Annotated in this window: 25 protein-coding genes; 11 read left to right on the forward strand and 14 right to left on the reverse strand. The window is 59.8% G+C overall.

All coding sequences use genetic code 11. The features are described 5' to 3' along the window. Positions 1–46: 46 nt before the first annotated feature. The 5 genes from Q0677_RS12245 to Q0677_RS12265 all read right to left on the reverse strand — a co-directional run bounded on the left by Q0677_RS12245 (position 47) and on the right by Q0677_RS12265 (position 5,365). Entirely contained in the window at positions 47–892 is an 846-nt protein-coding gene (locus tag Q0677_RS12245) for an ABC transporter permease (RefSeq protein ID WP_298910172.1), read from the reverse strand. After that, positions 889–1,824 (reverse strand): ABC transporter permease, encoded by a 936-nt coding sequence (locus Q0677_RS12250; protein WP_298910174.1) that lies wholly within the window; start codon positions 1,822–1,824, stop codon positions 889–891. Before Q0677_RS12250 ends, Q0677_RS12245 begins: the two co-directional genes overlap by 4 nt. Next, on the reverse strand, positions 1,817–2,599 hold the full coding sequence (locus Q0677_RS12255) for an ABC transporter ATP-binding protein (RefSeq protein ID WP_298910176.1): 783 nt from the start codon (positions 2,597–2,599) through the stop codon (positions 1,817–1,819). Before Q0677_RS12255 ends, Q0677_RS12250 begins: the two co-directional genes overlap by 8 nt. A 1-nt stretch (position 2,600) precedes the next feature. Continuing rightward, positions 2,601–4,055, reverse strand: coding sequence for a dihydropyrimidinase (gene hydA / locus Q0677_RS12260; RefSeq protein WP_298910178.1), 1,455 nt, complete (start codon positions 4,053–4,055; stop codon positions 2,601–2,603). 62 nt (positions 4,056–4,117) lie between these two features. Then, positions 4,118–5,365: a Zn-dependent hydrolase gene (locus Q0677_RS12265; protein WP_298910180.1), complete on the reverse strand. Its 1,248-nt coding sequence runs from the start codon at positions 5,363–5,365 to the stop codon at positions 4,118–4,120. A gap of 205 nt (positions 5,366–5,570) precedes the next feature. Between Q0677_RS12265 and Q0677_RS12270 the strand changes: the two genes are divergently transcribed. Continuing rightward, positions 5,571–6,203: a TetR family transcriptional regulator C-terminal domain-containing protein gene (locus tag Q0677_RS12270; RefSeq protein ID WP_298910182.1), complete on the forward strand. Its 633-nt coding sequence runs from the start codon at positions 5,571–5,573 to the stop codon at positions 6,201–6,203. After that, entirely contained in the window at positions 6,203–6,829 is a 627-nt protein-coding gene (locus Q0677_RS12275; protein ID WP_298910184.1) for a TetR family transcriptional regulator C-terminal domain-containing protein, read from the forward strand. The genes Q0677_RS12270 and Q0677_RS12275 overlap by 1 nt, the downstream gene beginning before the upstream one ends. Here Q0677_RS12275 and Q0677_RS12280 read toward each other — a convergent pair. From Q0677_RS12280 to ychF, 4 genes are all read right to left on the reverse strand, one after another. Continuing rightward, positions 6,810–7,760, reverse strand: coding sequence for a DMT family transporter (locus Q0677_RS12280; RefSeq protein WP_298910185.1), 951 nt, complete (start codon positions 7,758–7,760; stop codon positions 6,810–6,812). The two genes, Q0677_RS12275 and Q0677_RS12280, sit on opposite strands and share 20 nt — an antisense overlap. Continuing rightward, the gene (gene preA, locus Q0677_RS12285) at positions 7,708–9,012 is read right to left on the reverse strand and encodes an NAD-dependent dihydropyrimidine dehydrogenase subunit PreA (protein WP_298910187.1); all 1,305 of its coding nucleotides are present in this window, start codon (positions 9,010–9,012) and stop codon (positions 7,708–7,710) included. The genes Q0677_RS12280 and preA overlap by 53 nt, the downstream gene beginning before the upstream one ends. After that, a complete protein-coding gene (locus tag Q0677_RS12290; protein ID WP_298910189.1) occupies positions 9,012–10,352 on the reverse strand; it encodes an NAD(P)-dependent oxidoreductase in 1,341 nt (446 codons plus the stop codon). The genes preA and Q0677_RS12290 overlap by 1 nt, the downstream gene beginning before the upstream one ends. Before the next feature lie 199 nt (positions 10,353–10,551). Then, positions 10,552–11,649: a redox-regulated ATPase YchF gene (gene ychF / locus Q0677_RS12295; protein ID WP_298910191.1), complete on the reverse strand. Its 1,098-nt coding sequence runs from the start codon at positions 11,647–11,649 to the stop codon at positions 10,552–10,554. Positions 11,650–11,749: 100 nt separating this feature from the next. On the opposite strand from ychF, the gene Q0677_RS12300 reads away from it, so the two are divergent. Continuing rightward, complete coding sequence (locus Q0677_RS12300; protein WP_298910192.1) at positions 11,750–12,166, forward strand: VOC family protein; 417 nt, start codon at positions 11,750–11,752, stop codon at positions 12,164–12,166. A 59-nt stretch (positions 12,167–12,225) separates the two neighbouring features. After that, a complete protein-coding gene (trpA, locus tag Q0677_RS12305) occupies positions 12,226–13,017 on the forward strand; it encodes a tryptophan synthase subunit alpha (RefSeq protein ID WP_298910193.1) in 792 nt (263 codons plus the stop codon). On the opposite strand, the gene Q0677_RS12310 is transcribed toward trpA, so the two are convergent. Then, positions 13,018–14,235: an FAD-binding oxidoreductase gene (locus Q0677_RS12310; RefSeq protein WP_298910195.1), complete on the reverse strand. Its 1,218-nt coding sequence runs from the start codon at positions 14,233–14,235 to the stop codon at positions 13,018–13,020. A gap of 119 nt (positions 14,236–14,354) precedes the next feature. Beyond that, positions 14,355–14,861: a DUF2478 domain-containing protein gene (locus Q0677_RS12315; protein WP_298910197.1), complete on the reverse strand. Its 507-nt coding sequence runs from the start codon at positions 14,859–14,861 to the stop codon at positions 14,355–14,357. A gap of 96 nt (positions 14,862–14,957) precedes the next feature. Between Q0677_RS12315 and Q0677_RS12320 the strand changes: the two genes are divergently transcribed. After that, the gene (locus Q0677_RS12320) at positions 14,958–15,821 is read left to right on the forward strand and encodes a DUF1989 domain-containing protein (protein WP_298910198.1); all 864 of its coding nucleotides are present in this window, start codon (positions 14,958–14,960) and stop codon (positions 15,819–15,821) included. A 68-nt stretch (positions 15,822–15,889) separates the two neighbouring features. Beyond that, positions 15,890–17,323 (forward strand): cell envelope integrity protein CreD, encoded by a 1,434-nt coding sequence (gene creD, locus Q0677_RS12325; protein ID WP_298910200.1) that lies wholly within the window; start codon positions 15,890–15,892, stop codon positions 17,321–17,323. A 51-nt stretch (positions 17,324–17,374) separates the two neighbouring features. On the opposite strand, the gene deoD is transcribed toward creD, so the two are convergent. Next, entirely contained in the window at positions 17,375–18,079 is a 705-nt protein-coding gene (gene deoD, locus Q0677_RS12330) for a purine-nucleoside phosphorylase (RefSeq protein WP_298910202.1), read from the reverse strand. Positions 18,080–18,125: 46 nt separating this feature from the next. Here deoD and Q0677_RS12335 point away from each other — a divergent pair, with 46 nt between their 5' ends. Beyond that, positions 18,126–18,650 carry a DUF4329 domain-containing protein gene (locus Q0677_RS12335; protein WP_298910203.1) on the forward strand — a complete coding sequence of 175 codons (525 nt, stop codon included), beginning with the start codon at positions 18,126–18,128 and terminating at the stop codon, positions 18,648–18,650. Positions 18,651–18,692: 42 nt separating this feature from the next. Here the strand turns inward: Q0677_RS12335 and Q0677_RS12340 are convergent, their stop codons facing one another. Further along, positions 18,693–19,325 (reverse strand): hypothetical protein, encoded by a 633-nt coding sequence (locus tag Q0677_RS12340; RefSeq protein WP_298910204.1) that lies wholly within the window; start codon positions 19,323–19,325, stop codon positions 18,693–18,695. 128 nt (positions 19,326–19,453) lie between these two features. Then, positions 19,454–21,418, reverse strand: coding sequence for a protein meaA (locus Q0677_RS12345; RefSeq protein ID WP_282182811.1), 1,965 nt, complete (start codon positions 21,416–21,418; stop codon positions 19,454–19,456). Between the two features lie 196 nt (positions 21,419–21,614). Here Q0677_RS12345 and Q0677_RS12350 point away from each other — a divergent pair, with 196 nt between their 5' ends. From Q0677_RS12350 to Q0677_RS12365, 4 genes are all read left to right on the forward strand, one after another. Next, positions 21,615–23,057, forward strand: coding sequence for a 1-acyl-sn-glycerol-3-phosphate acyltransferase (locus Q0677_RS12350; protein ID WP_298910206.1), 1,443 nt, complete (start codon positions 21,615–21,617; stop codon positions 23,055–23,057). Positions 23,058–23,230: 173 nt separating this feature from the next. Next, positions 23,231–24,520, forward strand: coding sequence for a crotonyl-CoA carboxylase/reductase (gene ccrA, locus Q0677_RS12355; protein WP_133489448.1), 1,290 nt, complete (start codon positions 23,231–23,233; stop codon positions 24,518–24,520). Positions 24,521–24,713: 193 nt separating this feature from the next. Then, a complete protein-coding gene (locus Q0677_RS12360; protein ID WP_298910209.1) occupies positions 24,714–24,971 on the forward strand; it encodes a hypothetical protein in 258 nt (85 codons plus the stop codon). After that, positions 24,916–25,629, forward strand: a complete 714-nt coding sequence (locus Q0677_RS12365) for a LuxR family transcriptional regulator (protein ID WP_298910210.1) — start codon at positions 24,916–24,918, stop codon at positions 25,627–25,629. Before Q0677_RS12360 ends, Q0677_RS12365 begins: the two co-directional genes overlap by 56 nt. Positions 25,630–25,689: the final 60 nt, after the last annotated feature.

Raw genomic sequence — 25,689 nt, forward strand, 5'->3', positions numbered from 1 at the left:
CTCCTTGTTGAATGCTTTTTTAGTTTGGTTTTGCGGGCTGATTTGCTCAGCCTCGTTGTGATGGGTGCCAGAAGGTCACCTTTTTCTCGATAAATGCGACGATGCCGTAAAAGGCAGTGCCCGCAAGGGCGGCGACGACGATCTCGGCCCAGACCAGATCAATCGACAGGCTGCCGACACCAGTTGAAATTCGGAACCCCATCCCACGGGTGGGTGATCCAAAGTATTCAGCCACAATTGCCCCGATCAGGGCAAGCGTCGCGGCCACTTTCAGCCCGTTGAAGATAAAGGGCATGGCGGCAGGGATGCGCAGTTTGAGCAGCGTTTTGACGTAGCCTGCGGCATAGGTCTTCATCAGGTCGCGCAGCATCGCGTCGGTCTCGCGCAGGCCTTGTACGGTGTTCACCAGCACCGGGAAGAACACCATCACGACGACCACGGCGGCTTTGGACTGCCAATCAAAGCCGAACCAGCTGACCAGAATGGGCGCCACGCCGACAATGGGGAGGGCTGCCACGAAGTTCCCAATGGGCAGAAGCCCGCGTGTCAGGAAGGGTGAGCGGTCGATCAGGATCGCGACGACGAAGGCCGCGAGCACTCCGAAAATATAGCCGCGCAACGCGCCTTTCAGAACGGTCTGAACGAAGTCCTCCCACAGCATACCGGTCGAGTTGATGAACCGGTCTGCCACGGCCGAAGGTGCGGGCAGGATTGCAGGCGAGATGGCGAAGGAGTGCACGACAGCCTCCCACAGGACAACGATGGTTAGGCCGAACAGGATCGGCACGGTGTATTTCACCGCGGTCGTGTCGGACAGGCGCGAGCGGACGAGGGCGATGTTAGTGCCCCAAGCGAACACCCAGAAGACAAGGGCAAGGATCATCCAGCTCATGTGCGCATCCCCATTTTATTCAAGAGAACGTGCTGAATCCGGTCAATAAGCGTGACCAGAACGCCCGCCAGAATGGCCGCGGCAAACAGCGCCGCCCAGATCGCCAAGGGTGTGCCGAACTGATCCCCGATCAGGATCCGCGCGCCCAGCCCACTGATGGCCCCTGTCGGCAGTTCGCCCACGATGGCCCCCACAAGGGCCGCTGCGATGCCGATCTTCAGAGAGGTGAACAGATAGGGCAGGGAGGCGGGCACGCGCAGTTTCAGGAACTGCTGCTGGCCCGAAGCCGAGTAGGTTTTCAGAAGGTCCAGCTGTTCAGCATTGGGGGCGCGCAGCCCTTTGATCATGCCGACCATGACCGGGAAGAAACACAGATAAGACGAAATAAGCGCCTTCGGAAAGCCGCGCCCCTCGATCCCGATTTGCGAGGATAGCACGATGATCATCGGTGCCAGCGCCACGATGGGTACCGCTTGCGAGATGATTGCCCACGGGACCAGAGACATCTCAAGCACGCGGGATTTTACCACCAAAACAGCCCCTAGGATGCCGACCGAAGTGCCCAGAAGGAAGCCCCAGAAGGTCGATTGCAGCGTGACCCAGCCGTGATAAATCAGCGACCGTTTTGACCATGTGCGGCCCTTCAGGACCATCGCGCCCGTGGTCTTCCACAGTTCTTGGCCAACCTGTGTTGGGGTCGGCAGGCGCGGGCGGTCAAGATCATAGCCGCCTGCAATGTGGCTGCGGTTGTTCAGCAAAAGCGACAGGGTCGAAGCTTCGCGCCGTTCGACGGCCCCGGCGGGGACGACGTCGCCACCAGCGCGCGCCGCCTGATCGAGCGTCACGCGGATGTTCATCGGTGCCACCGCCAGAAACCAGATCACCAGAATGCCGAACAGCACCGTCAGGACAGGAAACAGCGTTCTAGTCATAGGAATGCCCCGCGCGCAGCCCCTCGCGGACCCGGTGGGCGACGTCCAGAAACTCTTGCGTGTCGCGAATATCCAGCGGACGTTCGGCGGGCAGGGGGCACTCAATCACGTCGGAAATCCGGCCCGGACGCGGGGACATGACGACGATCTTGGTCGACAGGTACACGGCCTCGGGGATCGAGTGGGTGACGAAGCAGATCGTCTTCTGCGTCTTGGCCCAGAGCTTCAAAAGCTGCTCGTTCAGGTGATCGCGCACGATCTCGTCCAACGCGCCGAAGGGTTCATCCATCAGCAGAATGTCCGCGTCAAAGGCCAGCGCGCGGGCGATGGACGCCCGTTGCTGCATGCCACCGGATAACTGCCACGGGAACTTCTTCTCGAACCCGGCCAGATCGACCAGCTCAAGCACGCGCTTGATCCGCTCGTCTTGCTCGGCCTTCGGATAGCCCATGATTTCCAGCGGCAGGCGCACATTGCGCCCGATGGTGCGCCACGGGTACAGCCCCGCGTGCTGGAAGACATAGCCATAGGCGCGCGAACGGCGGGCCTCGTGCGGCGAGACTCCGTTTACTGTGATGTCGCCCGCCGTTGGTGTCTCCAAATCCGCCATGCAGCGCAGGAAGGTGGTTTTGCCACAGCCCGAGGGGCCAATGAAGCTGACAAAATCACCCTTCTTGATGTCCAGCGACACGTCCTTCAACGCATGCACCGGCCCGTCATTGGTCTGAAAGGTCAGAGAGAGATTCTCTGCCTTGATTGCCGTCTCTCGCGTCACGTCAGACCCCCGTCGCCGGAATGCCGGTGCGCTGCACGGGTTGCGGCGCCGTCAGCTCTTTCCACTTCGACAGCGCGGTGTTGACCGTCGCGTTCGGCTCGCGGGCCACAAACTGTCCGTGGCCTTCCTGCGTACGGATCTCTCCGTCATGCACAGCCACCTGACCGCGTGTCAGGGTGAAGCGCGGCAGGCCTTTGACCTCGTGCCCTTCAAAGACGTTATAGTCGATGGCCGATTGCTGCGTGCCTGCGGTGATGGTCTTGGATTTCTCGGGATCCCAAACCACAAGGTCCGCATCGGCGCCGACCAAAACGGCCCCTTTGCGCGGATAGCAGTTCAGGATCTTCGCGATGTTGGTCGAGGTCACAGCGACGAACTCGTTCATCGTCAGACGGCCCGTGGCAACGCCATGGGTCCAGAGCATCGGCATCCGATCCTCAAGCCCGCCGGTCCCGTTCGGGATCTGGGTGAAATCACCCACGCCATAGCGTTTTTGCTCGGTCGTGAAGGCGCAGTGGTCGGTGGCCACGACGGACAGCGAGCCCGATTGCAGACCCGCCCACAGGCTGTCTTGGTGTTTCTGGTTGCGGAAGGGGGGCGACATGACGCGCCGCGCGGCGTGGTCCCAATCTTTGTTGAAATACTCGCTTTCATCCAGCGTCAGGTGCTGAATCAGCGGCTCGCCCCACACGCGCTTGCCCTGCATGCGGGCGCGGCGGATGGCTTCATGCGCTTCCTCGCAGGACACATGCACCACATAAAGCGGCGCGCCTGCCATGTCGGCGATCATGATCGCGCGGTTGGTGGCTTCGCCTTCGACCTGAGAGGGGCGGGAATAGGCGTGTGCCTCAGGGCCGGTATTGCCTTCGGCCAGCAGCTTGGCCGATAGCTCGGCAATCACGTCGCCGTTTTCGGCGTGGACCATCGGGGTGGCGCCAAGTTCGGCCAGACGCGTGAAGGACGAATAAAGCTCGTCATCATTCACCATCAGTGCGCCCTTATAGGCCAGGAAGTGCTTGAACGTGTTGATGCCGCGCTCCTGCACGACGGTCTGCATGTCGTTGAACACCTGCTCGCCCCACCAGGTCACGGCCATGTGGAACGAGTAATCACAGTTTGCGCGGGTCGATTTGTTGTCCCAGCGCTTCAGCGCGTCCAGCAGGCTTTCACCTTGGTTGGGCAGGCAGAAATCAACCACCATCGTAGTGCCGCCCGCCAGACCGGCGCGCGTACCGCTTTCGAAATCGTCCGACGAGTACGTGCCCATGAAAGGCATCTCGAGGTGCACATGCGGGTCGATCCCGCCGGGCATGACATAACAGCCCGTGGCGTCGAGGGTCTCGTCACCCTTCAGGTCCGGCCCGATCTCGATGATCTTGCCGTTCTCGATCAGGACGTCTGCTTTGTAGGTGAGGTCTGCTGTGACGACAGTGCCGCCTTTGATTACTTTGGTCATCCGACAACTCCCTGTTGCGCCCGGCTGTGTTTGTTTTTGTTCAGTCCGGGGGATGTGTTTGATCAGTCTATGATTTGTGCGGTCTCCAACACGGCATGCAGCAGCACGTCGGTTCCGGCCGCGGCCCAATCTTTGGAGATCTCCTCGGCTTCGTTGTGGGACAGGCCGTCCACGCAGGGGCACATGATCATTGCGGTGGGTGCGACGTCGTTGATCCAGCAGGCGTCGTGGCCCGCGCCCGAGACGATGTCCATGTGGCTATAGCCCAGCTCTTCCGCCGCATCGCGCACAGCTTTCACGCAGGTCTCGTCAAAGGCGGGCGGGTCGAATGTGCCGACCATTTCCCAGCTCATCTCAACTCCGATATCGGCGCAGAGCTTCGGTGCGCGTTCGTCAAACTCGGCGATCATTGCGTCGATCACCTCTTGCAGGTGCGAGCGGAAATCGACGGTGCAGACGACCTTGCCGGGGATGATATTGCGCGAGTTCGGATAGACGTCGATATGGCCAATCGCCCCCACCGCGTTGGGCTGGTGCTTCATGGCGATCTCGTGGACCAGCTCGGTGATCAGCGCCAAGCCACGGCCCGCGTTGATGCGCATATGCATGGGGGTCGAGCCGGTGTGGCTTTCCTTGCCCGTGATGGTCACTTCCAGCCAGTTCAGGCCTTGGCCGTGGGTGACGACGCCGATGTCTTTGCCCTCGGCCTCCAGAATGGGGCCTTGTTCGATGTGCAGTTCGAACATTGCGTGCATCTTACGCGCGCCGACCTCTTCGTCACCGATCCAGCCGATGCGCTTCAGTTCGTCTCCGAACTTCTTGCCCTCGGCATCTTCGCGATCGTAAGCCCAGTCTTGCGTGTGCTTGCCCGCAAATACGCCCGAAGCCAGCATGGCCGGTGCAAAGCGGGTGCCTTCTTCGTTGGTCCAGTTGGCGATGACAATCGGGTGCTTGGTTTTGACGTTCAGGTCATTCATCGTGCGGACGGCTTCCAGCCCGCCCAGCACGCCCAAAACGCCGTCATACTTGCCGCCGGTGGGCTGCGTATCCAGATGCGAGCCCATATAGACGGGCAGGGCATTGGGGTCTTCGCCGGGGCGGGTGGCAAACATGTTGCCCATCGTATCCACGCCCATCGTCATTCCTGCCGCTTCGCACCACGTCTGGAACAGCGCGCGGCCTTCGGCGTCTTCGTCGGTCAATGTCTGGCGATTGTTGCCGCCTGCGATGCCGGGGCCGATCTTGGCCATCTCCATCAGACTGTCCCACAGCCGATCCGGATCGATGCGCAGGTTTTTCCTGTTGGTCATATTCATCTCCCTTTGGGTACACATGAATGTGTATGCGGAATTTAGATTCCGTCTTGTCCTCAGGCTGGATGATTTCTGCACGATCGGTCAACATTTTTCTGACCGATCGTGCGAATTGTTCTGTTTTCTGAGGAAATCTCGTGCGAAAAGGGAAAGCACTGCGCGAAAGTTACGCAGAATTAAGGTGTGAAGTGTTGACGTAAGTATGGCGACAAAAGGCATTCAAAGCCGTAATCGGCAGGAAGTTACCGGGCGGATTCTTTCCGCCGCAGAACGCGTGTTCGCCGAGTTCGGATACGCAGGCGCGTCGATCAGCCGGATCGCGGCGCAGGCAGGCATTCCGAAATCGAACGTGGTTTACTATTTCGAGACCAAGGAACTGCTCTATCGTCGCGTGGTGGGCGAGATCTTTGACATCTGGCGCGCGGCGGCGGACAGCATCACTGTCGACAATGACCCAATTCAGGCGCTGGGCGACTATATCGACACGAAGCTCGATCTGGCGCGGACGCGGCCTTATGGCTCGAAGGTCTGGGCCAATGAGATTATTCAGCGTGCACCGATTGTGCAGGACTATTTGGAAGACGAATTGCGATCCTGGACCGAGGATCGGATCGTGGTGATCGAGGCGTGGATCGCACGCGGGCAGATCCGCCAGATCAGCGCGCGTCATCTGCTCTATGCGATCTGGGCGACCACCCAGCACTATGCGGATTTTACCCATCAGATCACCACGCTGAACGAGGGCGTCGAGCTGACAAACCGCCAGTGGGACGAGACGAAGACGGCAGTGAAAGACCTGCTTCTGCGTGGCGTTGAAAAGCCCGGTGGCGCGTAATGGCGCGGGCGGGGACCACAGCGCGCAAGACGCGCAATCAGATGGAGAAGCGGCAGGCGATTTTTGAGGCTGCTTTGGACGTGTTTTCCGAAAAAGGGTTGCGTGGTGCGACGTTAGAGCAGGTCGCCAAGGCTGCCGGGCTGTCCAAGCAGAACGTGGTTTATTATTTTGCCGGCAAGGACGAGATCTATGCCGAGCTGTTGGAAAGCCTGCTGGAAAAATGGGTGCAGCCTCTGCATGACCTGACGGCGGACGGTGACCCGTTGGACGAGATCCTGACCTATGTCTCGCGCAAGGTTCAGATGTCGCGCAACATGCCGCGCGAAAGCCGTCTGTTTGCGACCGAAATCCTGCACGGCGCCCCACGTTTAGGCGAGGTACTACCGACGGATCTGAAGGCTCTGGTCGATGAAAAAGCCGCGATCATTCAGGGCTGGATGGATGCTGGAAAACTGGCGCCGCTGGACCCGCACCACCTGATCTTTTCAATCTGGGCGATGACGCAGCACTATGCCGATTTCGATGTGCAGGTGCGGTCCGTGTTGGGGCCCGAGCGCTCGGCCTCGCGGTTCGAGGATGCGGAAGCCTTCATCAAGGACATGCTGATCAGGACGCTTCGGCCCTAAGCAGCATCAGCAGGGCCAGAAGCGTCGCACCCACCCCCAGAAGCAGCATCAGAGGCTGGGTTTTGTCATGCAGCAGCAGATCCCACAGCACGACCCAGCTGGGCACCAAATAGGTATAGGCCATGACCTTGCCCGCGGGCAGACGTTGGGCCGCGTATTGCAGCAGGAAGAAGGATCCGGCTGTTGCGGCAACCGCCAGATAGATGATCACCAGCCAGACGGCGGGGCGCAGGGCAGCATAGTCGGTTGCTATCAGGTCTGGCGCCCCGTAGATGGCCGTGACGACGAGCGCCCCAAGAATGGTTCCGATCGAGGTCTGGACGGGTTTCACATCATGGGCCAACTTGCGGGCGAGGGCGGGGACCATTGCATGGGCGAAGGCACCAATGGTGAACAGAGCCTCACCAAAGCCGATCTCGAACCGAAGAAGCGCGTTCAGATCAGCGCGGAAGATCACCCAGATCGCGCCAATGGCTCCGATGGTCAGGGCAATCAGGGTCCAACGGCTGGCGTATTGGCGTGCGATGACATAGCCGAACCCAGCAGCCATCAGGGGCGTTAAGGTAAAGACAGCGGCGGTCGAGACGGCGGATGTGACGCGCAGCGCCTCGAACATGGTGATGAAATAGACAGCCATCAGCCCGCCCATTAGGCCAAACCGCCAGAAGCGGTGGAATACCGGGGCAATTGGCACCCGCATTACCTTCGCGACGATCATCAGCAAGAGCGCGGCCAGCGCAAAGCGCACGGTGCTCAGCGCCGCCGGGGCCATGTCGCGGGCCACGATATGTCCAAAGGTGAAGGACAGCGATACCAGCATCGAAAAGCTGAGCATCGCCAAATGGCCCTGCCACGCAGGCGGCAGGGCCGAGGGGTGCTTACTCCGCAGCGGTTGCGCTGGGGTTGTTGGGGTGGGTTGTCCAGTTTGCATACTCATCCGCAACAGGCTTTCCGGTCCGTTCATCCATGGCGCCGGGCGCAATGGTTTCCATCGTGATACAGCCTTCGACGGGGCAGACATTGACGCACAGGTTGCACGCAACGCATTCGTCGTCTTTCACATCAAAGACACGGTCTTCGGACATGGTGATTGCCTGATGCGAGGTGTCTTCGCAAGCGGCAAAGCAACGGCCACATTTGATGCAGTCCTCTTGGCTGATCCGCGCCTTGGTGACGTGGTTCAGGTTCAGATACTGCCAGTCGGTGACGTTCGGAACAGCACGTCCGATGACCTCGTCAATCGAGCTATATCCCTGTTCGTCCATCCATTGGCTCAGGCCCGAGATCATCTCTTGCACCACTTTGAAGCCATAGGTCATGGCGGCGGTACAGACTTGCACGTTGCCCGCACCAAGCGCCAAGAACTCTGCCGCATCGCGCCATGTGGTCACACCGCCAATGCCCGAGATGGGCAGACCATGCGTGCCGGGGTTGCGGGCGATCTCGGCCACCATGTTCAGGGCGATGGGCTTCACCGCCGGACCGCAATAGCCGCCATGCGTGCCTTTGCCGTCGATCATGGGCTCGGGCGACATCGCGTCCAGATTGACCGAGGTGATCGAGTTGATCGTGTTGATCAGGCTGACCGCATCCGCGCCGCCATCCTTGGCGGCCTGCGCCGGGTGCAGGATGTTGGTGATGTTCGGTGTCAGCTTCACAATCACCGGCAGGTCGGTCGCGGCTTTACACCAGCGGGTGACCATCTCGATATATTCGGGCACCTGACCGACTGCCGACCCCATGCCGCGTTCGGCCATGCCATGCGGACAACCGAAGTTCAGCTCGAACCCATCACAGCCAGTTTCTGCGATGCGCGGAATGATTTCCTTCCACGCCTCTTCCTCGCACGGCACCATGACCGAGGCGATCAGCGCGCGGTCGGGATAGTCCTTTTTCACGCGGGTCATTTCTTCGAGGTTCACCGAGAGCGGGCGATCCGTGATCAGCTCGATATTGTTCAGACCCAGAAGGCGACGATCCGCGCCGTGAATGGCGCCATAGCGCGGGCCGTTCACGTTGACGACGGGCGGACCTTCGGAGCCCAAGGTTTTCCAAACCACGCCGCCCCAACCGGCCTCGAACGCGCGGCGGACGTTGTATTCCTTGTCAGTCGGCGGGGCCGAAGCCAGCCAGAACGGGTTGGGAGACGAAATTCCAAGAAAGTTTGATGTCAGATCAGCCATTAGCTTGCTCCCATCAATGTAGCGTGAATATCCATGGCCGCATCGCGACCTTCGGCAACGGCGGTGACGGTCAGGTCATCCCCGCCCGAGGCACAATCGCCCCCGGCCCAGACGCCGCCAGCACTCGTGCGCTGTGCGTCATCGACCTTGATCTTGCCGCCGTCCAGTGACAGCGCGTCAGGCGTATCGCCCAGCTTTTGACCGATGGCTTTGAACAGCTGATCGGCGGGCAGGGTGAAGGTCTCGTCCAGCGTGACCAGCTTGCCGTTTTGCGTTTCAGTGTAGGCGAAGGTGACGCCGGTCAGTGACCCGTTGCCTTCGACGCCCACGGGGGTTGCGTTACAGATCAGGGTCACACCCTTTTGCTGTGCAAGTTCCTGTTCGAAGGATGACGCTGCCATCGCCTCTTGTCCGCGACGATAGACAATGGTGACGTCCTCCGCCCCCAACAGCTTGGCTTGCACACCAGCATCAATTGCGGTCATACCACCGCCGATGACGACGACACGGCGCCCGACGGGGAGGGCGGTCAGGTCGGATGCCTGACGCAGGTCGGCAATAAAATCAACGGCGTCCGAGATGTTGTCCTTGTCCTCACCATCCATTCCCAGCGCATTGACGGCCGAAAGCCCCATGCCAAGAAAGACCGCGTCAAAGTCGCTTTGCAGCGCATCCAGCGCGATCCCATCTCCAAGCGACTGGCCATAACGGATCTCGATCCCGCCGATGGACAGTAGCCAGTCCAGCTCGCGCTGGGCGAAGTCGTTGGTGGACTTGTAGGCGGCGATGCCGAACTCGTTCAGACCGCCCCCTTTGGCGCGGGCTTCGAACACCACGACATCATGGCCCAGCATGGCCAGACGATGCGCGCAGGACAGGCCTGCGGGACCTGCGCCCACAACGGCAACCGATTTGCCGGTCTTGTCCGCGCGAGCGAACGGATGCGTGTTCGATGCCATCAGCGTGTCGGTGGCATAGCGCTGCAGGCGTCCGATCTCGACGGGTTTGCCTTCTGCGGTTTCGCGCACGCAAACCTCTTCGCACAAGGTCTCGGTCGGGCAGACGCGGGCGCACATGCCGCCGAGGATGTTCTGGTTGAGGATGGTCTTCGCCGCGGCCTCGGGCGTGCCGGTGGCGATTTGACGAATGAAAAGCGGAATGTCGATCGAGGTCGGGCAGGCGGTCATGCACGGTGCGTCGTGACAGAAATAGCAGCGATCCGCTGCGACCAGTGCCTCGTGCCCGTCATATTCCGGGTGAAGGTCGGTAAAGTTGTCGGCAACTTGCGTCGGGTCTAACCGCCCGGCTGCAACGCCGTTTTCCCTGTTGATATGTGCCATAGCTGGTTCCTTGGATTGGCTTTGGTGCAATCAGTAGGGCATAGAATCAAAAGTTTTACCAGATGGTAAAATTAATTTCTGTTCGCGAGGGATAACACATCCGCACGAAAACACGGGGTGCAGACACGGCGCCCATCCTGAAAATGAAAAAAGCCGCGACGGGCGGTCGCGGCTTTAGCTGATTGATTTTTAAGTCAGATCAGGCGTTGAACAGGAAGTGCAGAACGTCGCCATCCTTGACCATATAGCCCTTGCCCTCGGCGCGCATTTTGCCCGCTTCTTTCGCAGGGCCTTCGCCGCCCAGCTCGACGTAATCGTCATAGGCGATGGTCTCGGCCCGGATGAAACCACGCTCGAAATCGCCGTGAATCACACCAGCCGCCTGCGGGGCCATGGTGCCCTCGCGGATGGTCCAGGCGCGGGCTTCTTTCGGGCCGACGGTGAAGTAGGTTTCCAGATGCAGCAGCTCGTAACCGGCGCGGATCAGGCGATCCAGTCCGGCCTCGGTCAGGCCCAGCTCTTCCAGGAACATCTCTTGTTCCTCTTCTTCCAGCTGGCTGATTTCTTCTTCGATCTTGGCGGAAATCACCACAGATGCGGCACCCTGTGCCGCGGCCATTTCTTCGACCGCTTTCGAATACGCGTTGCCGGTGGCCGCGTCGCTTTCGTCGACGTTGCAGACATAAAGGATCTTCTTGGTGGTCAGAAGCTGCAGCATCTTCCACGCTTTCTTGTCTTCCTCATCCACCTCGACGGTGCGGGCAGGCTGGCCGTTTTCCAGCACTTCTTGCGCGGCGGCGAGAAGGCGGTCCTGCTGCTGGGCGTCCTTGTCGTTGCCCTTCAGTTTGCGCACCAGACCGGCGCGGCGTTTCTCGATGCTTTCCAGATCAGCCAGCATCAGCTCGGTCTCGATCACTTCGGCGTCTTCGACCGGGTTCACGCGGCCATCAACGTGGGTCACGTCGCCGTCGTCAAAGCAGCGCAGCACGTGGGCGATTGCGTCGGTTTCGCGGATGTTGGCCAGAAACTGGTTGCCCAGACCTTCGCCTTTTGAGGCACCCTTCACCAGACCGGCAATGTCCACAAAGGTCATGCGGGCGGGAATGATCTCTTTCGACTTTGCAATCGCGGCCAGTTTGTCCAGACGCGGGTCCGGCACGTTCACTTCGCCCGTATTGGGTTCAATGGTGCAGAAGGGGAAGTTGGCGGCCTGCGCGGCAGCCGTTTTGGTCAGTGCGTTGAACAGGGTCGATTTGCCCACATTCGGCAGACCCACGATACCCATCTTGAAACCCATCACGGCCTCCGTCGTTGAAATACTCGCGCGTTCTAGGGCTTTGACAGGCTGGGCGCAAGCGTGGTGGAGTGGGAAGGCATGAATTGGAGGAGGATGACGTATGCAACCTATTCCCTATGTGTTTTTCAAAGACCAAGCCCGCGCTGCCATGACCCGCTATGGCGAGGTTTTCGGAACCGCGCCCGAGATCATGTCGTTCAAGGATATGCCCGAAGCTGACCGTGCCCAAATGCCCGGCGTGCCGGATGATGCGGTAATGCACGCTGGGCTGGCCATCGGGGATGGCTGGCTGTTTGCCAGTGACGATCCATCCGGCGAGACGCCCGCGATGGCAGGCTGCAATGTCTGCGTGTCCTTGGCAGGCGATGACGAAACCCGCCGCGTGTTCGACGCCTTGTCCGAGGGCGGCGAGGTGCGGATGCCTCTATCGCCGATGTTCTGGACGTCACTTTTCGGGACGTTGACCGACAGATTTGGTGTGCGCTGGATGATTATGGCGGACAGTGATTATCAGTGAGCCATTGATTTTCCTGTCCCGCTTGGGCAAACCGGGCAGGACCAAGAAGGGGATCACGCATGACTCGCATCGACGCCAAATTTGCCGCGCTTAAGGAAAAAGGCCAGAAAGCCTTTGTTGCCTACATCATGGGCGGTGATCCCGATGTGGAAACCTCGCTTGAGGTGATGAAAGGTTTGCCTGCGGCGGGCGTGGACGTGATCGAGCTGGGCGTGCCCTTCACCGATCCGATGGCAGATGGCCCGACCATTCAGCTGGCCGGTCAGCGCGCGCTGGAAGGTGGCATGACCTTGCAAAAGACGCTGGATATGGCCGCCGCGTTCCGCAAGGAAGACGACACCACGCCGATCGTGCTGATGGGCTATTACAATCCGATCTATAACCGTGGCGTAGATCAGTTTCTGGTCGACGCCAAAGCGGCCGGCGTTGACGGGTTGATCGTCGTGGACCTGCCGCCGGAAGAAGATGACGAGCTGTGCATCCCGGCGCAGAAGGCGGGTCTGAACTTCATTCGTCTGGCGACCCCGACCACCGATGACAAACGACTGCCCAAAGTGCTGCAGAATACCTCGGGCTTTGTATACTACGTGTCGGTGACCGGCGTGACTGGCTCTGCCGAGGCGCAGGCGGGCAATGTTGGCCCGGAAGTGGCCCGCATCAAATCCGCGACCGATATTCCCGTAATCGTCGGCTTCGGCGTGAACACCCCCGAAAAGGCCGAGGCGATTGCCAGCGTGGCAGACGGCACCGTGGTCGGATCGGCCATCGTGTCGAAGATCGGCGCGGGCGAGCCTGTGGCCGATATTCTGGACTTCGTGAAGTCTCTGGCCGACGGCGCGCACCGCGGCTGATTAGATCACGGCACTCTCGCCAAAGGGGATGCCGGTGACTATCCGCTCATACCCAAAGAGTGATAGATCCATGCTGCGGTAGCTGCCATGGACGATCAGCTCGGCCAACCCGCGTCCCATCGCAGGCGCTTGCTGCAACCCATGCCCTGAGAACCCATTGATAAAGTGGAAGTTTTCCATCTCGGGGTGTGGACCCAGAATGGCATTCTGATCGAGCGTGTTATAGGCATAATGGCCCGCCCATTCGGTGACGATCTTCAGCGCCTCGAACTGGGGGATGCGGGTGGCGACATGCGGCCAGACATGGGTCTCCCAGATGCTATGATCCATATGGAAATCGTCGGGCGCGACGGCGATGTCGTCATGGGGGGCTGCGCCAACCATATAGGTTTCCGGCCCGTCCTGACGAACATGGATGCCGCTGGGATCGACAGTCAGGGGCAGGGGCCGGTCCAGCGGGTTGGCCGCAGTGAACACCCAAGTGAAGCGTTTGCGCGGCTCGATCGGGACGTCCAGCCCAGCCATTTTCGACAGGAACGCAGCACGAGGCCCGGCGGCGTTGACAAGATGGCCGCATCCGATTTGCGTGCCGTCGGATAGCGTGACCGAGGTGGCGCGAGCACCGTCGGTCTGAATGCCCGTGACCTCGCCCGACAGGTATTCCACGCCCGCCTCGATGGCTTTGCGGCGGAACCAATCGAACAGAGCACCTCCGTCCCAATAGCCTTCATCGACCGCTCCGTGGCTGCCCAGAATGATGTCTTCCAGATCGTAGAACGGATAGGCCTCGGCCAGGTCGTCACGGGTCAGGATGCGGGTGCCAGCGCCAAGCGCCGCCTGCATGGCCTGCGCGGTCTTCAGTTCCTCGGCGCGCGCTTCGGTATCCGCCAGATAGAGATAGCCAAAATCCTGCACGGCGATGTTTTCGATCCGCTCATCCCCGCCCATGTTGGTGCGCAGGTCTTTAATGAACTGAAGTGTGAATTGTGAAATCTTCACGTTCAGTGCTTCGGAAAACTGTTGCCGAATGCAGGAATTTGTATGGGCGGTCGAGCATTGCGCAAAGCTGGGATCGCGTTCGATCACCAGTACACGCCCGTCGAAATCAGCATTTTGCGACAACCACCACGCGACCGACGATCCCATGATGGCGCCCCCGACGATCACGACGTCATAGGTACTGTGGTCGGGTTGCGTGCGAAAAGACCGTTGGCTCACGGAAGGCTCCTGTCGATGTGGTGAGGTCGGCGCGGCGTGCCACGCGTCAGGGGCACGTTAGCGCCGGGTCGGACATCTGGGAAGATCTTGTGATAGGAATTTTTTCTAGAAACGTCAGGTCACTGACGGTTGGTGGCGGACAGCGCCCACGCCATCACCGCGTCATGCTCGGGTGTGATCTCTTCCGCCTCGCCTACGAAGTCCATGAACGCCTCGCGCACGCCTTCGCTTAGCCCGATGATCGCTGGGATGTCTTGCGCGAGGGCTTGACCGACAGCCTCGCGAAAGCCGCGCCCCTCTGCCTCTTGCTTGCCGAACTTATTGACGATCAGCAGGTCTGCACCGTCGCGCAGCCGTTCTTCTGTTTGGCCGACCGCGGTTTCCAAAGCTTCAGGGTTCAGCTTGCAGCCGCGTGCATTGGCGCCAAGATACTGGCTGATGCGGATTTTCGGCCCGTCGGGCAGTACCAACACGTCCATATCGCAGTGATGTTCCTCGGCCCGTTCGGTGTCCAGCTGCACAGTGCCGCACAGCTTCAGACCTTTGTCACCCAATGCCTCGGCCACGCCTGCCAGCAGAAGGTTCGTCGTGCCCCGACCGGGCGCAATTACATATGCAAGTTTCATCGGCTGCTCCCTTTGGGTCTGACTTGGCAATCCTGAGGGGGCTTGTCAATTGCGCGGAACGCATGTCTTCATGCGATCAGACAATCGGAGAGCCTCATGAAACCCCAGATCCCCGCGCACGTCGCCCCCGCAGATGCCGATGCCCGCAAGGCGGTGAAGCCCGTCATCTGTTACCCGGTCGACAGTCTGCAGGCGCCTGATTTGGAGCTGTACCGAGCCGCGCGTGCGACGGCGCAGAAGGTGGACGAGGTTCTGGTTCCTGCCCGCGATGCACGCACATTCAGCGTGCCTGCAGGGCAGTTCTTCCGCATCTCCTCGGTCGAGGGACCGCAGGTGGGGGATTTGAACCTGTGGAACGCGGATGACCTGAATGAGCGATTTTATTCAGGTAAAACCCGCGCCCTGCATGGCACCCACCTGTCCGTGTCGGATCGGATGTGGACCAGCTTTCCCGCCATGCGCCCGATGGCGACCATTATCGACGACACGCTGGATTGGTATGGGTTCGATGAGTTTGGCGGTTCCGTCCACGATGTGATCGGCACGCGCTGTGACCCCTACACGAACAACCTTTTGTCCGGCGGGCAGTATCACCACTGCTGCCATTCCAACCTAACCCGCGCCTTGGCCGACCATCTGGGCTGTTCGCTGGACGAGGCACAGCCGCATGTCCATGACGTGTTGAACGTCTTTATGTGCACCGGGTTCACTCGCGATACCGGCCAGTATTTCATGAAAGCCAGCCCGGTGCGCCCCGGCGACTACCTTGAATTCTTTGCAGAAGTTAACCTTCTGGGCGCGCTCAGCGCCTGTCCCGGCGGGGACTGCTCGGACGAGCATAGCTCGGACAGTGCGGCCTGTTATCCGCTTCTGGTTGAAGTGTTTGCTCCACAAGACGGCGCGCTGGGGGATTGGCAGTCTCCGCCCGTAAACGGCTATGACCAATGCCACGGGCGCTAAGGAAATCCCCAACTTGCATATCGCACCTCAACCCATAGTGTAGAGGTGTATTGTATAAGGAGTGTGCCATGCGATCCCTCGGCTGGCGTTTCATAATTGTAGGCGTTTTGTGCCTTGTGATGTTCATCCCCCTGATGATGGTGTCGGACATCGTGAACTCCCGGCGTCACTATTCCGAAGACACGATCCGGTCGGTCGGGCAGGAATGGGGCGGCGAGCAGACCATTTCCGGCCCGAAAGTCGTGATCCCCGTGAAGGCGCGCGTTACCGTGACCGAGCTGCACAATGTGATCGACGAAGCGACGGGCCTTGTCATGCGCGACAAGGAAACGGGTGAAAACCTGCAAAAACTGGTCGAGGTTGAGCGGATCGAGACCCGCGAGCCGCTCCATGTCTATCCGGATGTGTTCGACGTTCAGTTCACGACAGAAACCCAGATGCGCCATCGCGGTATCTTTCAGGTGCCGGTCTATAAGGCGCAGGCCAACATCGCGACCGAGTTCCCATTTGATCGGGTTGAGGCGCAGTTGGACGAGGACGAGTTCGCCGTCTGGGAGGAAGCAAGCCTGCGTCTTTCGGTCAGTTCGAACCGTGCGCTTCGTGGCGAAGCGCGGCTGACCTCGGGCGGGGAAGAAATATTGATGGAACCGTTGGGCGAGGCGGCTGGCCTGATCGCCTTCCTTCCGGGCGGTAAAGCGCAAAAGACGTTTGATCTTGTGCTTGGGCTGAATGGAGCCGCCCAGCTGCGCGTGGCCCCAGTGGGGCGGATCTCGACGGTCGAGATGAACAGCGACTGGCCCGACCCCAGCTTTGGTGGGGCATTCCTGCCCGATGGGTCCGAGATTTCCGAAACCGGTTTCCAAGCAAAGTGGACCATCCCGCATCTGGCGCGCAGCCTACCGCAGATCTCGCGACAGGACTACGAGCAAACCGCGCGCAGAAGCACCGCATTCGGCGTCAGCTTCTATCAACCCAATGATTTCTATCAAAAAGCCTGGCGCGCGGCGCGCTATGGAATTCTGTTCGTGTCGCTGACTTTCCTGACGGTGCTGCTGATGGATATGCAAAGCAGAAAGCCGGTGCACCCGGTGCAATACCTGCTGATCGGCTTGTCTCAGGCGGTGTTCACCCTGCTGATGTTGGCCTATGCCGAGCAAGTGGGCTTTACCCCGGCCTATGTCGGATCGGCAGCGGCTTTGATCCTATTGCTCTTAATGTTCGGAAAGTTCGCCCTGAAGCTTGGATCCCGCACATGGGTCTTGGGTGGGATGCTGGTGCTGCTCTATGCAGTGCTCTACCTGATCCTCTATTCCACCGACTACGCGCTTCTGGCCGGGGCCACGCTGGCCTTCGTGGCGATCGGCGCGACCATGTACGCCACACGGAACGAGGAATGGTACGGCGAGGAAGGGCCGGGGCCGGGGCTGTTTGCCCGGCGCGCGGCCAAGAAGGCGGAAAAGCAGGTGGCCCCGCCGCCCGCCGAACCCAAGCGGGAGAGCTAAAACGACAAGAGGCGCCGCGAGGCGCCTCTTTTCTTTTGGGGTAGGGGTGGATCAGGCGAAGGCCGCTTCAAGCGCGATTTCGACCATGTCGCCAAAGGTCTTTTCGCGTTGGTCCGAGGGCAGCGCCTCGCCGGTTTGCAGGTGGTCGGATACGGTCATGATCCCCAGCGCCCGCACGCCATAGCGGTTGGCCAGCATGTAAAGCTCGGCAGCTTCCATCTCGACCCCCAGAATACCGTGGCGGGTCATCTCTTTGTTCAGGTCAGGGCGTTCGTCATAGAACGTGTCGGACGAATAGATCCCGCCCACATGCACGCCCACATCACGTCCGCGTGCAGCGGCAACGGCAGCTTCAAGCAGGCCGTAATCCGCGCAGGGCGAATAGTTCAGTTCGCGAAAAATGGTATTCGACGGCGTGCCCACGGTGGTGCAGGTCATCGCAATCACCACGTCGCGGACTTTCACATGCGGCTGCATGCCCCCGCAGGACCCGATGCGGATCAACGTTTTCGCGCCGTAATCCCGGATCAGCTCGTTCGCGTAGATCGAGATCGAGGGCATACCCATGCCCGATCCCTGAATGGTCACGCGGTTGCCTTTGTAGGTGCCGGTAAAGCCCAGCATCCCGCGCACTTCGTTGACCAGCTTGGCCCCTTCAAGGAAGGTCTCGGCGGCCCAGCGGGCGCGATAGGGATCGCCCGGCATCAGAACGGTTTCAGCGATTTGGCCCGGTTCGGCCCCGATATGGACGGTCATGGTCGGCTCCTATAATCAGTAAGGGTCGCAGGCAAAGGAGTACCCCGTGCGCTGGATCGTATTACCATTCTTTATCGTGCCAAGTCTGACCCATGCGCAAGAGGCAGCCGAGTTGACGCTGGTGAAAGAGGTCTTCGCCGAGCTTCAGCCAAGGTCCATCCGCTGGAACCGCGAGTATTGCGGATATATCGGCTATGACGCCGACGGCACCCTTGCGGCGTCACGCCCAACGCCGGGAAAGCGCGATGCCTGTCTGCCCGAGGATCCTGAAAATCTTGAGGTCATCTTGGCCTCGTATCACACCCACGGCGCGTTCTCGACCGACTACGCGAACGAGGTGCCGTCGGGCGAGGATATGGAAGGCGACGAGGACGAGGGGATCGATGGCTGGGTCGCCACGCCGGGCGGGCGGCTTTGGTATATCGACACGGAAGACATGGTGACCACGCAGATTTGCGGGATCGGATGCCTGCCGATGGACGAAGATTTTCTACCCGGCGACATGGGGCATATCGCTCAAAGCTATAGCTATGAGGCGTTGGTCAAGAAGCTGGAAGATGGGGGCGTCTGAGGACACTCAGCGCGCGCACCGGATCAGACATGACGCCCAAGCCTAGTTGCGCTGGGGCTTGCCTGCCGGGTCTTTCGCATCCCCAAACCAGATCGACCAGAACGTCCGGTACTGTCCCTGCACCTTGGCGCGGCCAAAGCCAATCCCGACCGAGCGCCACGTCTTTCGCCGCCACATGCCTTCGTTCAGGATGACCTTGCGGTGATTGGGCGAATTCAGGAAGCCCCGGATCACAACCTCGGGGTCGCTATAGCCCCACGCGGTGATTTCGTAGCCGTTCTTGCGGTAGCGTGTGCGCAGGCGTTTGGGCGCATCCCACATGGCTTTCGGGGCGCGGTGATTGGAATAGTAGGGTCTGTCGCTCCAACTGTGCGTGTTCGTGCCCGGGATGGGGCCGCCGCGCGGTGCGATGTTTCGGGTGAAATCTTCGACATGACGACCGGCGACCAGGGTCAGGCTGGACGACAGCGGGATTGTCGATAATCCGTGCCTTTTGCGCTCGCGCATCAGAATGTCATAGGCCTGCTTTTCAATGTCACTCAGGTGATCATTCGGAGTCGGCTTATAATAATTGAATGACCCGGCTTTCGAGCTAACCAAGATCGGGTCACCCGCCAGCGCGGGTGACTGAAGGGCGAACAGGCCCAGTGCTGCTGACAGAAGAAGCTGTTTCATATGGACACTCGCCTTTGGTTGCACACGACGCACTACTTTCACGAGATTTACCCGCGAAATGAGGCCGAATTCTGCACCGAATGGTGCAAAATCGCGTCAATTGTTTCCAATGCGAGTGAACGCGCGTCTTACTCTGCAGCGATGTCTTTGGGGGCCACCAGCGTCACGATGTCTTCCATGATCGTGTTCAGCTCGAAGTCCTTCGGCGTATAGACCTTGGCAACACCCATGGCGCGCAGACGCTCGGCGTCTTCGTCCGGGATGATGCCGCCAGCGACCACGGGAACGTGACCCAGACCAGCGTCTTTCATGCGCTCCATCAGCTCTTCCAGAAGCGGGATGTGGCTGCCCGACAGGATCGACAAGCCGACCACGTGCGCCTTGGTTTCCTGTGCCGATGCCACCAACTCTTCCGGGGTCAGGCGGATGCCTTCATAGGTGATGTCCATGCCACAATCGCGCGCGCGGGCGGCGATCTGTTCGGCACCGTTCGAGTGTCCGTCCAGCCCCGGCTTGCCGACCAGGAAGGTCAGGCGGCGGCCCAAGGCGTCCGACACGGCGTCGACGCGCGAACGGATCTCGTCCAGCCCTTCGGTGCGGTTCGAGGGGTTCTTCGACACGCCGGTCGGTGCGCGATACTGGCCAAAGGTCTGGCGCATCACTTCGCCCCATTCGCCGGTGGTCACGCCCGCTTTGGCAGCGGCGATCGACGAGGGCATGATGTTCTCGCCCGACTTGGCGGCGGCGCGCAGGTTGTTCAGAGCCTCTTGAACGGCGGCGTCGTCGCGGTCCGCACGCCACTGTTCCAGACGCGCGATCTGATCGGCTTCGGCCTCTTTGTCGGCCACCATGATGGCGCCGTCACCTGCGGTCAGCGGGCTTTCGGCGGCCTCGGTCCATTTGTTCACACCGACCACAGTGGTGTCGCCAACTTCGATCTTGCCGATGCGGGCGGCGTTGGATTCCACCAGACGCGACTTCATGTATTCAATGGCCGCAACCGCGCCGCCCATGCCGTCGATCTGGGCAAGCTCGGCGCGTGCGCCGTCTTTCAGCTCGGCCACTTTGCGTTCCACGGCGGGGTTTTCGTCAAAGAGGTCGTCGAACTCCAACAGGTCGGTCTCGTAGGCCAGAATCTGTTGCATGCGCAGCGACCACTGCTGGTCCCACGGACGCGGCAGGCCAAGCGCTTCGTTCCACGCGGGCAGCTGTACTGCACGGGCGCGGGCGTTTTTCGACAGCGTCACCGCCAGCATCTCGATCAGGATGCGGTAGACGTTGTTTTCCGGCTGCTGCTCGGTCAGACCAAGCGAGTTCACCTGAACGCCATAACGGAAGCGGCGGAATTTCGGGTCTTCCACGCCGTAACGCTCGCGGGTGATTTCGTCCCACAGCTCGACAAAGGCACGCATTTTGCACATTTCGGTTACAAAACGGATGCCGGCGTTCACAAAGAACGAGATACGGCCAACCATGGCCGGGAACGCCTCGGCGGGCACTTTTTCTTTCAGGTCATCCAGAACGGCAATGGCTGTGGCCAGTGCGAACGCCAGCTCCTCCTCTGGCGTCGCACCGGCTTCCTGCAGGTGATAGGAACACACGTTCATCGGGTTCCATTTCGGCAGGTGTTCGCGCGTATAGGCAGCAACGTCGGTGATCATGCGCAGCGACGGCTTCGGCGGACATACATATGTGCCGCGCGACAGATACTCTTTGATGATGTCGTTCTGAACGGTGCCCTGCAGCTTCGAGATATCCGCGCCCTGTTCCTCGGCGGCCGCAATATAAAGCGACAGCAGCCAAGGGGCCGTAGCGTTGATCGTCATCGAGGTGTTCATCTGCTCAAGCGGGATGTCGTTGAACAGTGTGCGCATATCGCCCAGATGGCTGAGCGGCACGCCCACCTTGCCCACTTCGCCGCGCGACAGTTTGTGGTCGCTGTCATAGCCCGTCTGGGTCGGCAGATCGAACGCGACCGACAGACCGGTCTGACCTTTGGCCAGATTGGTGCGGTACAGTTCGTTCGAGGCCTTTGCGGTCGAGTGACCGGCATAGGTGCGGAAAAGCCAGGGGCGGATGGTATTCGAGGACATGGCAGAGACTCACCTTATGTTGCGCTGCAGCATTTTTAGTTGCGCAAGAAAATTACGCAAGGGGTAAAATGAAGGGAATAAAGTTACGTGGGGTGGCGCGCGCCGGGCGGCGCCATCGTCAGTTGTAGTGTGGATGCCCGTTTGATCGGTATCGCTCCTTCTTTACCTTTCCGAAAAATGGTGAGAAGGCTTGAGCATGACGCGCGTTGTGGAACTTCCTCTGTGGTTGCTTGTGTTGATCCTGGCCTTTGCCACGGTGACCTTCGCGTCGCATTTCCTATTCCCGTCCGTCCGTTGGTTTTTTCGAAAACGGCTGGAACGCGCAGTTGCCAAGCTGAACGAACGGTTGGAGCGCCCGATCGAGCCGTTCAAACTGGCGCGGCGCTATGACATGGTGCAGCGCCTGTCCTACGATCCGGAAGTAGCCAAAGCGATTGTCGACCATGCGCGCAAGGCGGGCATCCCGGAACAGGTGGCCTTTGAAAAAGCCCAGCGTTACGCCCGCGAGATTGTGCCGCGGTTTTCGGCCACCGCTTATTTCGGCTTTGGGATTCGGTTGGCAAAACTTCTGTCGCGCGCCTTCTATCGTGTGCGCCTTGGGGCCTTTGACGAGGCGCGGCTGGGCGAGATCGACCCCGACGCCACTGTGATCTTCGTGATGAACCACCGCTCCAACATGGACTATGTGTTGGTCACCTGGTTGGCCGCCGAACGCTCGCACCTGTCTTATGCGGTTGGGGAATGGGCACGGGTCTGGCCCTTGCGTATGCTGATCCGATCGATGGGGGCGTATTTCATCCGCCGCAAAAGCCGCAACAACCTCTATCGCAAAGTACTGTCGCGCTACGTGCGCATGGCGACGGACGGGGGCGTGACGCAAGCTATGTTCCCGGAAGGCGGGCTAAGCCTGAATGGCGAGGTCGGCGCACCTAAGCTGGGGCTGCTTAGCTATATTGTGCAGGACTTCGTACCGGGCGAAAGCCGCAACGTAGTCTTCATCCCGGTGGCGATGAACTATGACCGGGTGCTGGAAGACCGCGTGCTGGTGTCTGCGGATATCAAGGGTACCCGACGTTTTGGGCTGCGGTTCAAATATGTGGCGCGCCATGTGGGGCGGCATCTGTGGCAGCGGATCACGGGGCGGTTTTTCCGCTTTGGCTATGCGTCGGTGTCCTTTGGTGAGCCGGTGTCGCTGGTCGATTTTCTGGACGGGAACCCGCCGGAAGACATGTTGGAACCGCTGGGCAACACGCTGATGGCGCGGATCCGTGACGTGGTGCCTGTGCTTCCGGTGCCCGTGGTTTCGGCCATATTGCTGGAAGGTGAGGGTCAGACCCGCGCCGAGATCGTGGCGCGCTTCGATACGCTGGTTTCGACGATGGAGACTGACGGCGCGCATGTTCACATCCCGCGCGGCGACATGTCCTATGCCGCAGAAGTAGGGTTGCGAGAGCTGTTACTGCGCAAGATCATTGTCGAAGAGGGCAAGGGCGACGCGGCCAAATTCCACGTTCATCGCCCCGACCGGCTGATCTTGGCGTACTATGCGAACTCAATCGCGCATCTCAGCCCGGAATTGGCGCCCATCCATATCTCGGACCTGACCCCAGCCGAGGTCGCAGACGCCTCTGTGCTATAATGCGTGCGGGTCGCGTTGCTTGACGTTAGGGTCAAATTGGGCGCGACATAAAATTACAAAAAATTGCCAATTGGTGTTGCAATCTTACTTTTAGAAAAGTAATGCTGCACTAGCAGCCGCAATTCTGCACTGCGGCAATAGAATCAGAGAACACGCGAAAACAGGAGGCCGCCATGGCTTTGGACACACAAACTGGCATCGCCGAATATGATGCTCCGAAGAAAGATCTTTACGAGATCGGTGAAATGCCCCCGCTGGGCCACGTTCCCGCGCAGATGTATGCATGGGCAATCCGCCGTGACCGTCAGGGTGAACCGAACAAGGCCATGCAGGTCGAGGTCGTAGATACCCCCAAGCTGGACAGCCACGAAGTGCTGGTTCTGGTGATGGCCGCTGGTGTGAACTACAACGGCATCTGGGCTGGTCTGGGCGTTCCGGTCAGCATGTTCGACGTGCACAAGCAGGACTATCACATCGCAGGTTCGGATGCCTCGGGCATCGTGTGGGCCGTAGGCGACAAGGTGAAGAACTGGAAAGTGGGCGACGAAGTTGTCATCCACTGTAACCAAGATGACGGTGACGACGAAGAATGTAACGGCGGCGACCCGATGTATTCGTCCAGCCAGCGTATCTGGGGCTATGAGACCCCCGATGGCTCGTTCGCTCAGTTCACCCGCGTTCAGGCACAGCAGCTGCTGCACCGTCCCAAGCACCTGACCTGGGAAGAAAGCGCCTGCTACACGCTGACGCTGGCCACTGCTTACCGCATGCTGTTCGGCCACCACCCGCATGAACTGAAGCCCGGTCAGAACGTTCTGGTTTGGGGTGCTTCGGGCGGCCTGGGGTCCTACGCAATCCAGCTGATCAACGCTGCTGGTGGTAACGCCATCGGTGTGATCTCGGACGAAAGCAAGCGTGACTTCGTGATGGGTCTGGGCGCCAAGGGCGTGATCAACCGCAAGGACTTCAGCTGCTGGGGCCAACTGCCCACCGTGAACACGCCGGAATATGACGTGTGGTTCAAGGAAGCCCGCCGCTTTGGTAAGGCCATCTGGGACATCACCGGCAAAGGCAACAACGTGGACATCGTGTTCGAACACCCCGGTGAGTCGACCTTCCCGGTCTCGAACCTGGTCTGTAAGAAGGGCGGCATGGTTGTCATCTGCGCCGGCACCACCGGCTTCAACTGTACCTTCGACGTTCGCTACACCTGGATGCACCAGAAGCGTCTGCAGGGCTCGCACTTCGCGCACCTGAAGCAGGCCGCTGCTGCCAACAAGCTGATGATCGAGCGCCGCATCGACCCCTACATGTCGGAAGTGTTCCCGTGGGCTGAAATCCCGGACGCGCACATGAAAATGTACAAGAACGAACACAAGCCGGGCAACATGTCGGTGCTGGTTCAGTCGCCGAAAACCGGCCTGCGGACCTTCGAAGACGCTCTGGAAGCCGGCCCTAAATAAGCCGCAATTTCCACCCAATTACGCCAGCCCGCTGCCTTATCAAAGGCGGCGGGCATTTGATTCCGATTCGCGAATCACCCTGCCAAACGGGCGAAGCTGTGGGGTTTCCGCTACGGAAGGTGTTTTTTTAGCCTTTCGCGACCTCGCTATTTATGGGGAGTTTTATTCCGCGAGTTAGAAGTGGCAAATACACATGCTAAACTTGAAAAAAGCACCACTGTTCGAGGGTTTTGCCGTGTCTGACAAATGGATTGTTGATGTACTTACCGACCTCATGGCCTATGCTGAGAAAAACGGTCTGAGCGTGACGGCAGAACAGCTTGATGATGCACGACTCATTGCTTTGACCGAGATTTCAAACACGTCTCGCGAGTCAAAGGAGATCGCGCGAACCTATGACGAACCGGCTCGAAGACCTTCTCTCTACCTTGCAAGCGGCGGCCACGCTTGAAGACCTGCAAGCGGTCCTTGAATCGCTGCGGGATCACTACAAAGTCGAGCATACGGTTTACCATTGGGTAAACTCTGTCGGGGAACGTTACGGGGCAGGGACCTATTCGGCTGAATGGGTCGACCGCTATCTCGAAAAAGACTATCTGCGGATGGACCCCGTTATTTTTGGCTGTTTTCAAAGGTTTACGCCGGTCTCTTGGAAAGAGCTCGACTGGTCGTCCAAAGCTGCGCGCGAAATGTGGCAGGACGCGCTGGATCACGGGCTGGGAAATCAGGGCTACACAATTCCTATTCGCGGGCCAAACGGGCAGTTCGCGTTGTTCACGCTGAACGCTTCTCTTAGCGACGAAGATTGGGCGCAATTCATCGATGACAACGCCCGAGATCTGATGATTTTGGGGCATGAGTTCAACAAGAAGGCGCTGGAATTCGAGCAGTGGGGAGAGGACGGAAGCACGCCCGCGCTGTCCCCGCGCGAGCTGGCATCGATGAGCTGCCTTGCCCGCGGAATGAGCCGCGCACAGGCCGCGGCCGAGCTAAATATCTCGGAACATACGCTGCGCGTTTACATCGAAAGTTCGCGGCATAAATTGGGCGCGATGAATACAACTCACGCGGTCGCGCGCGCACTTTCGGCCGGGATCATCATAATTTAAACACATTCTACCTCACGATGTATTTGCCATACGTTAACTAAGAAGCGACCATTGTCCTAT

This window comes from uncultured Aliiroseovarius sp., from assembly GCF_947492455.1.
Taxonomy (GTDB): Bacteria; Pseudomonadota; Alphaproteobacteria; order Rhodobacterales; family Rhodobacteraceae; genus Aliiroseovarius.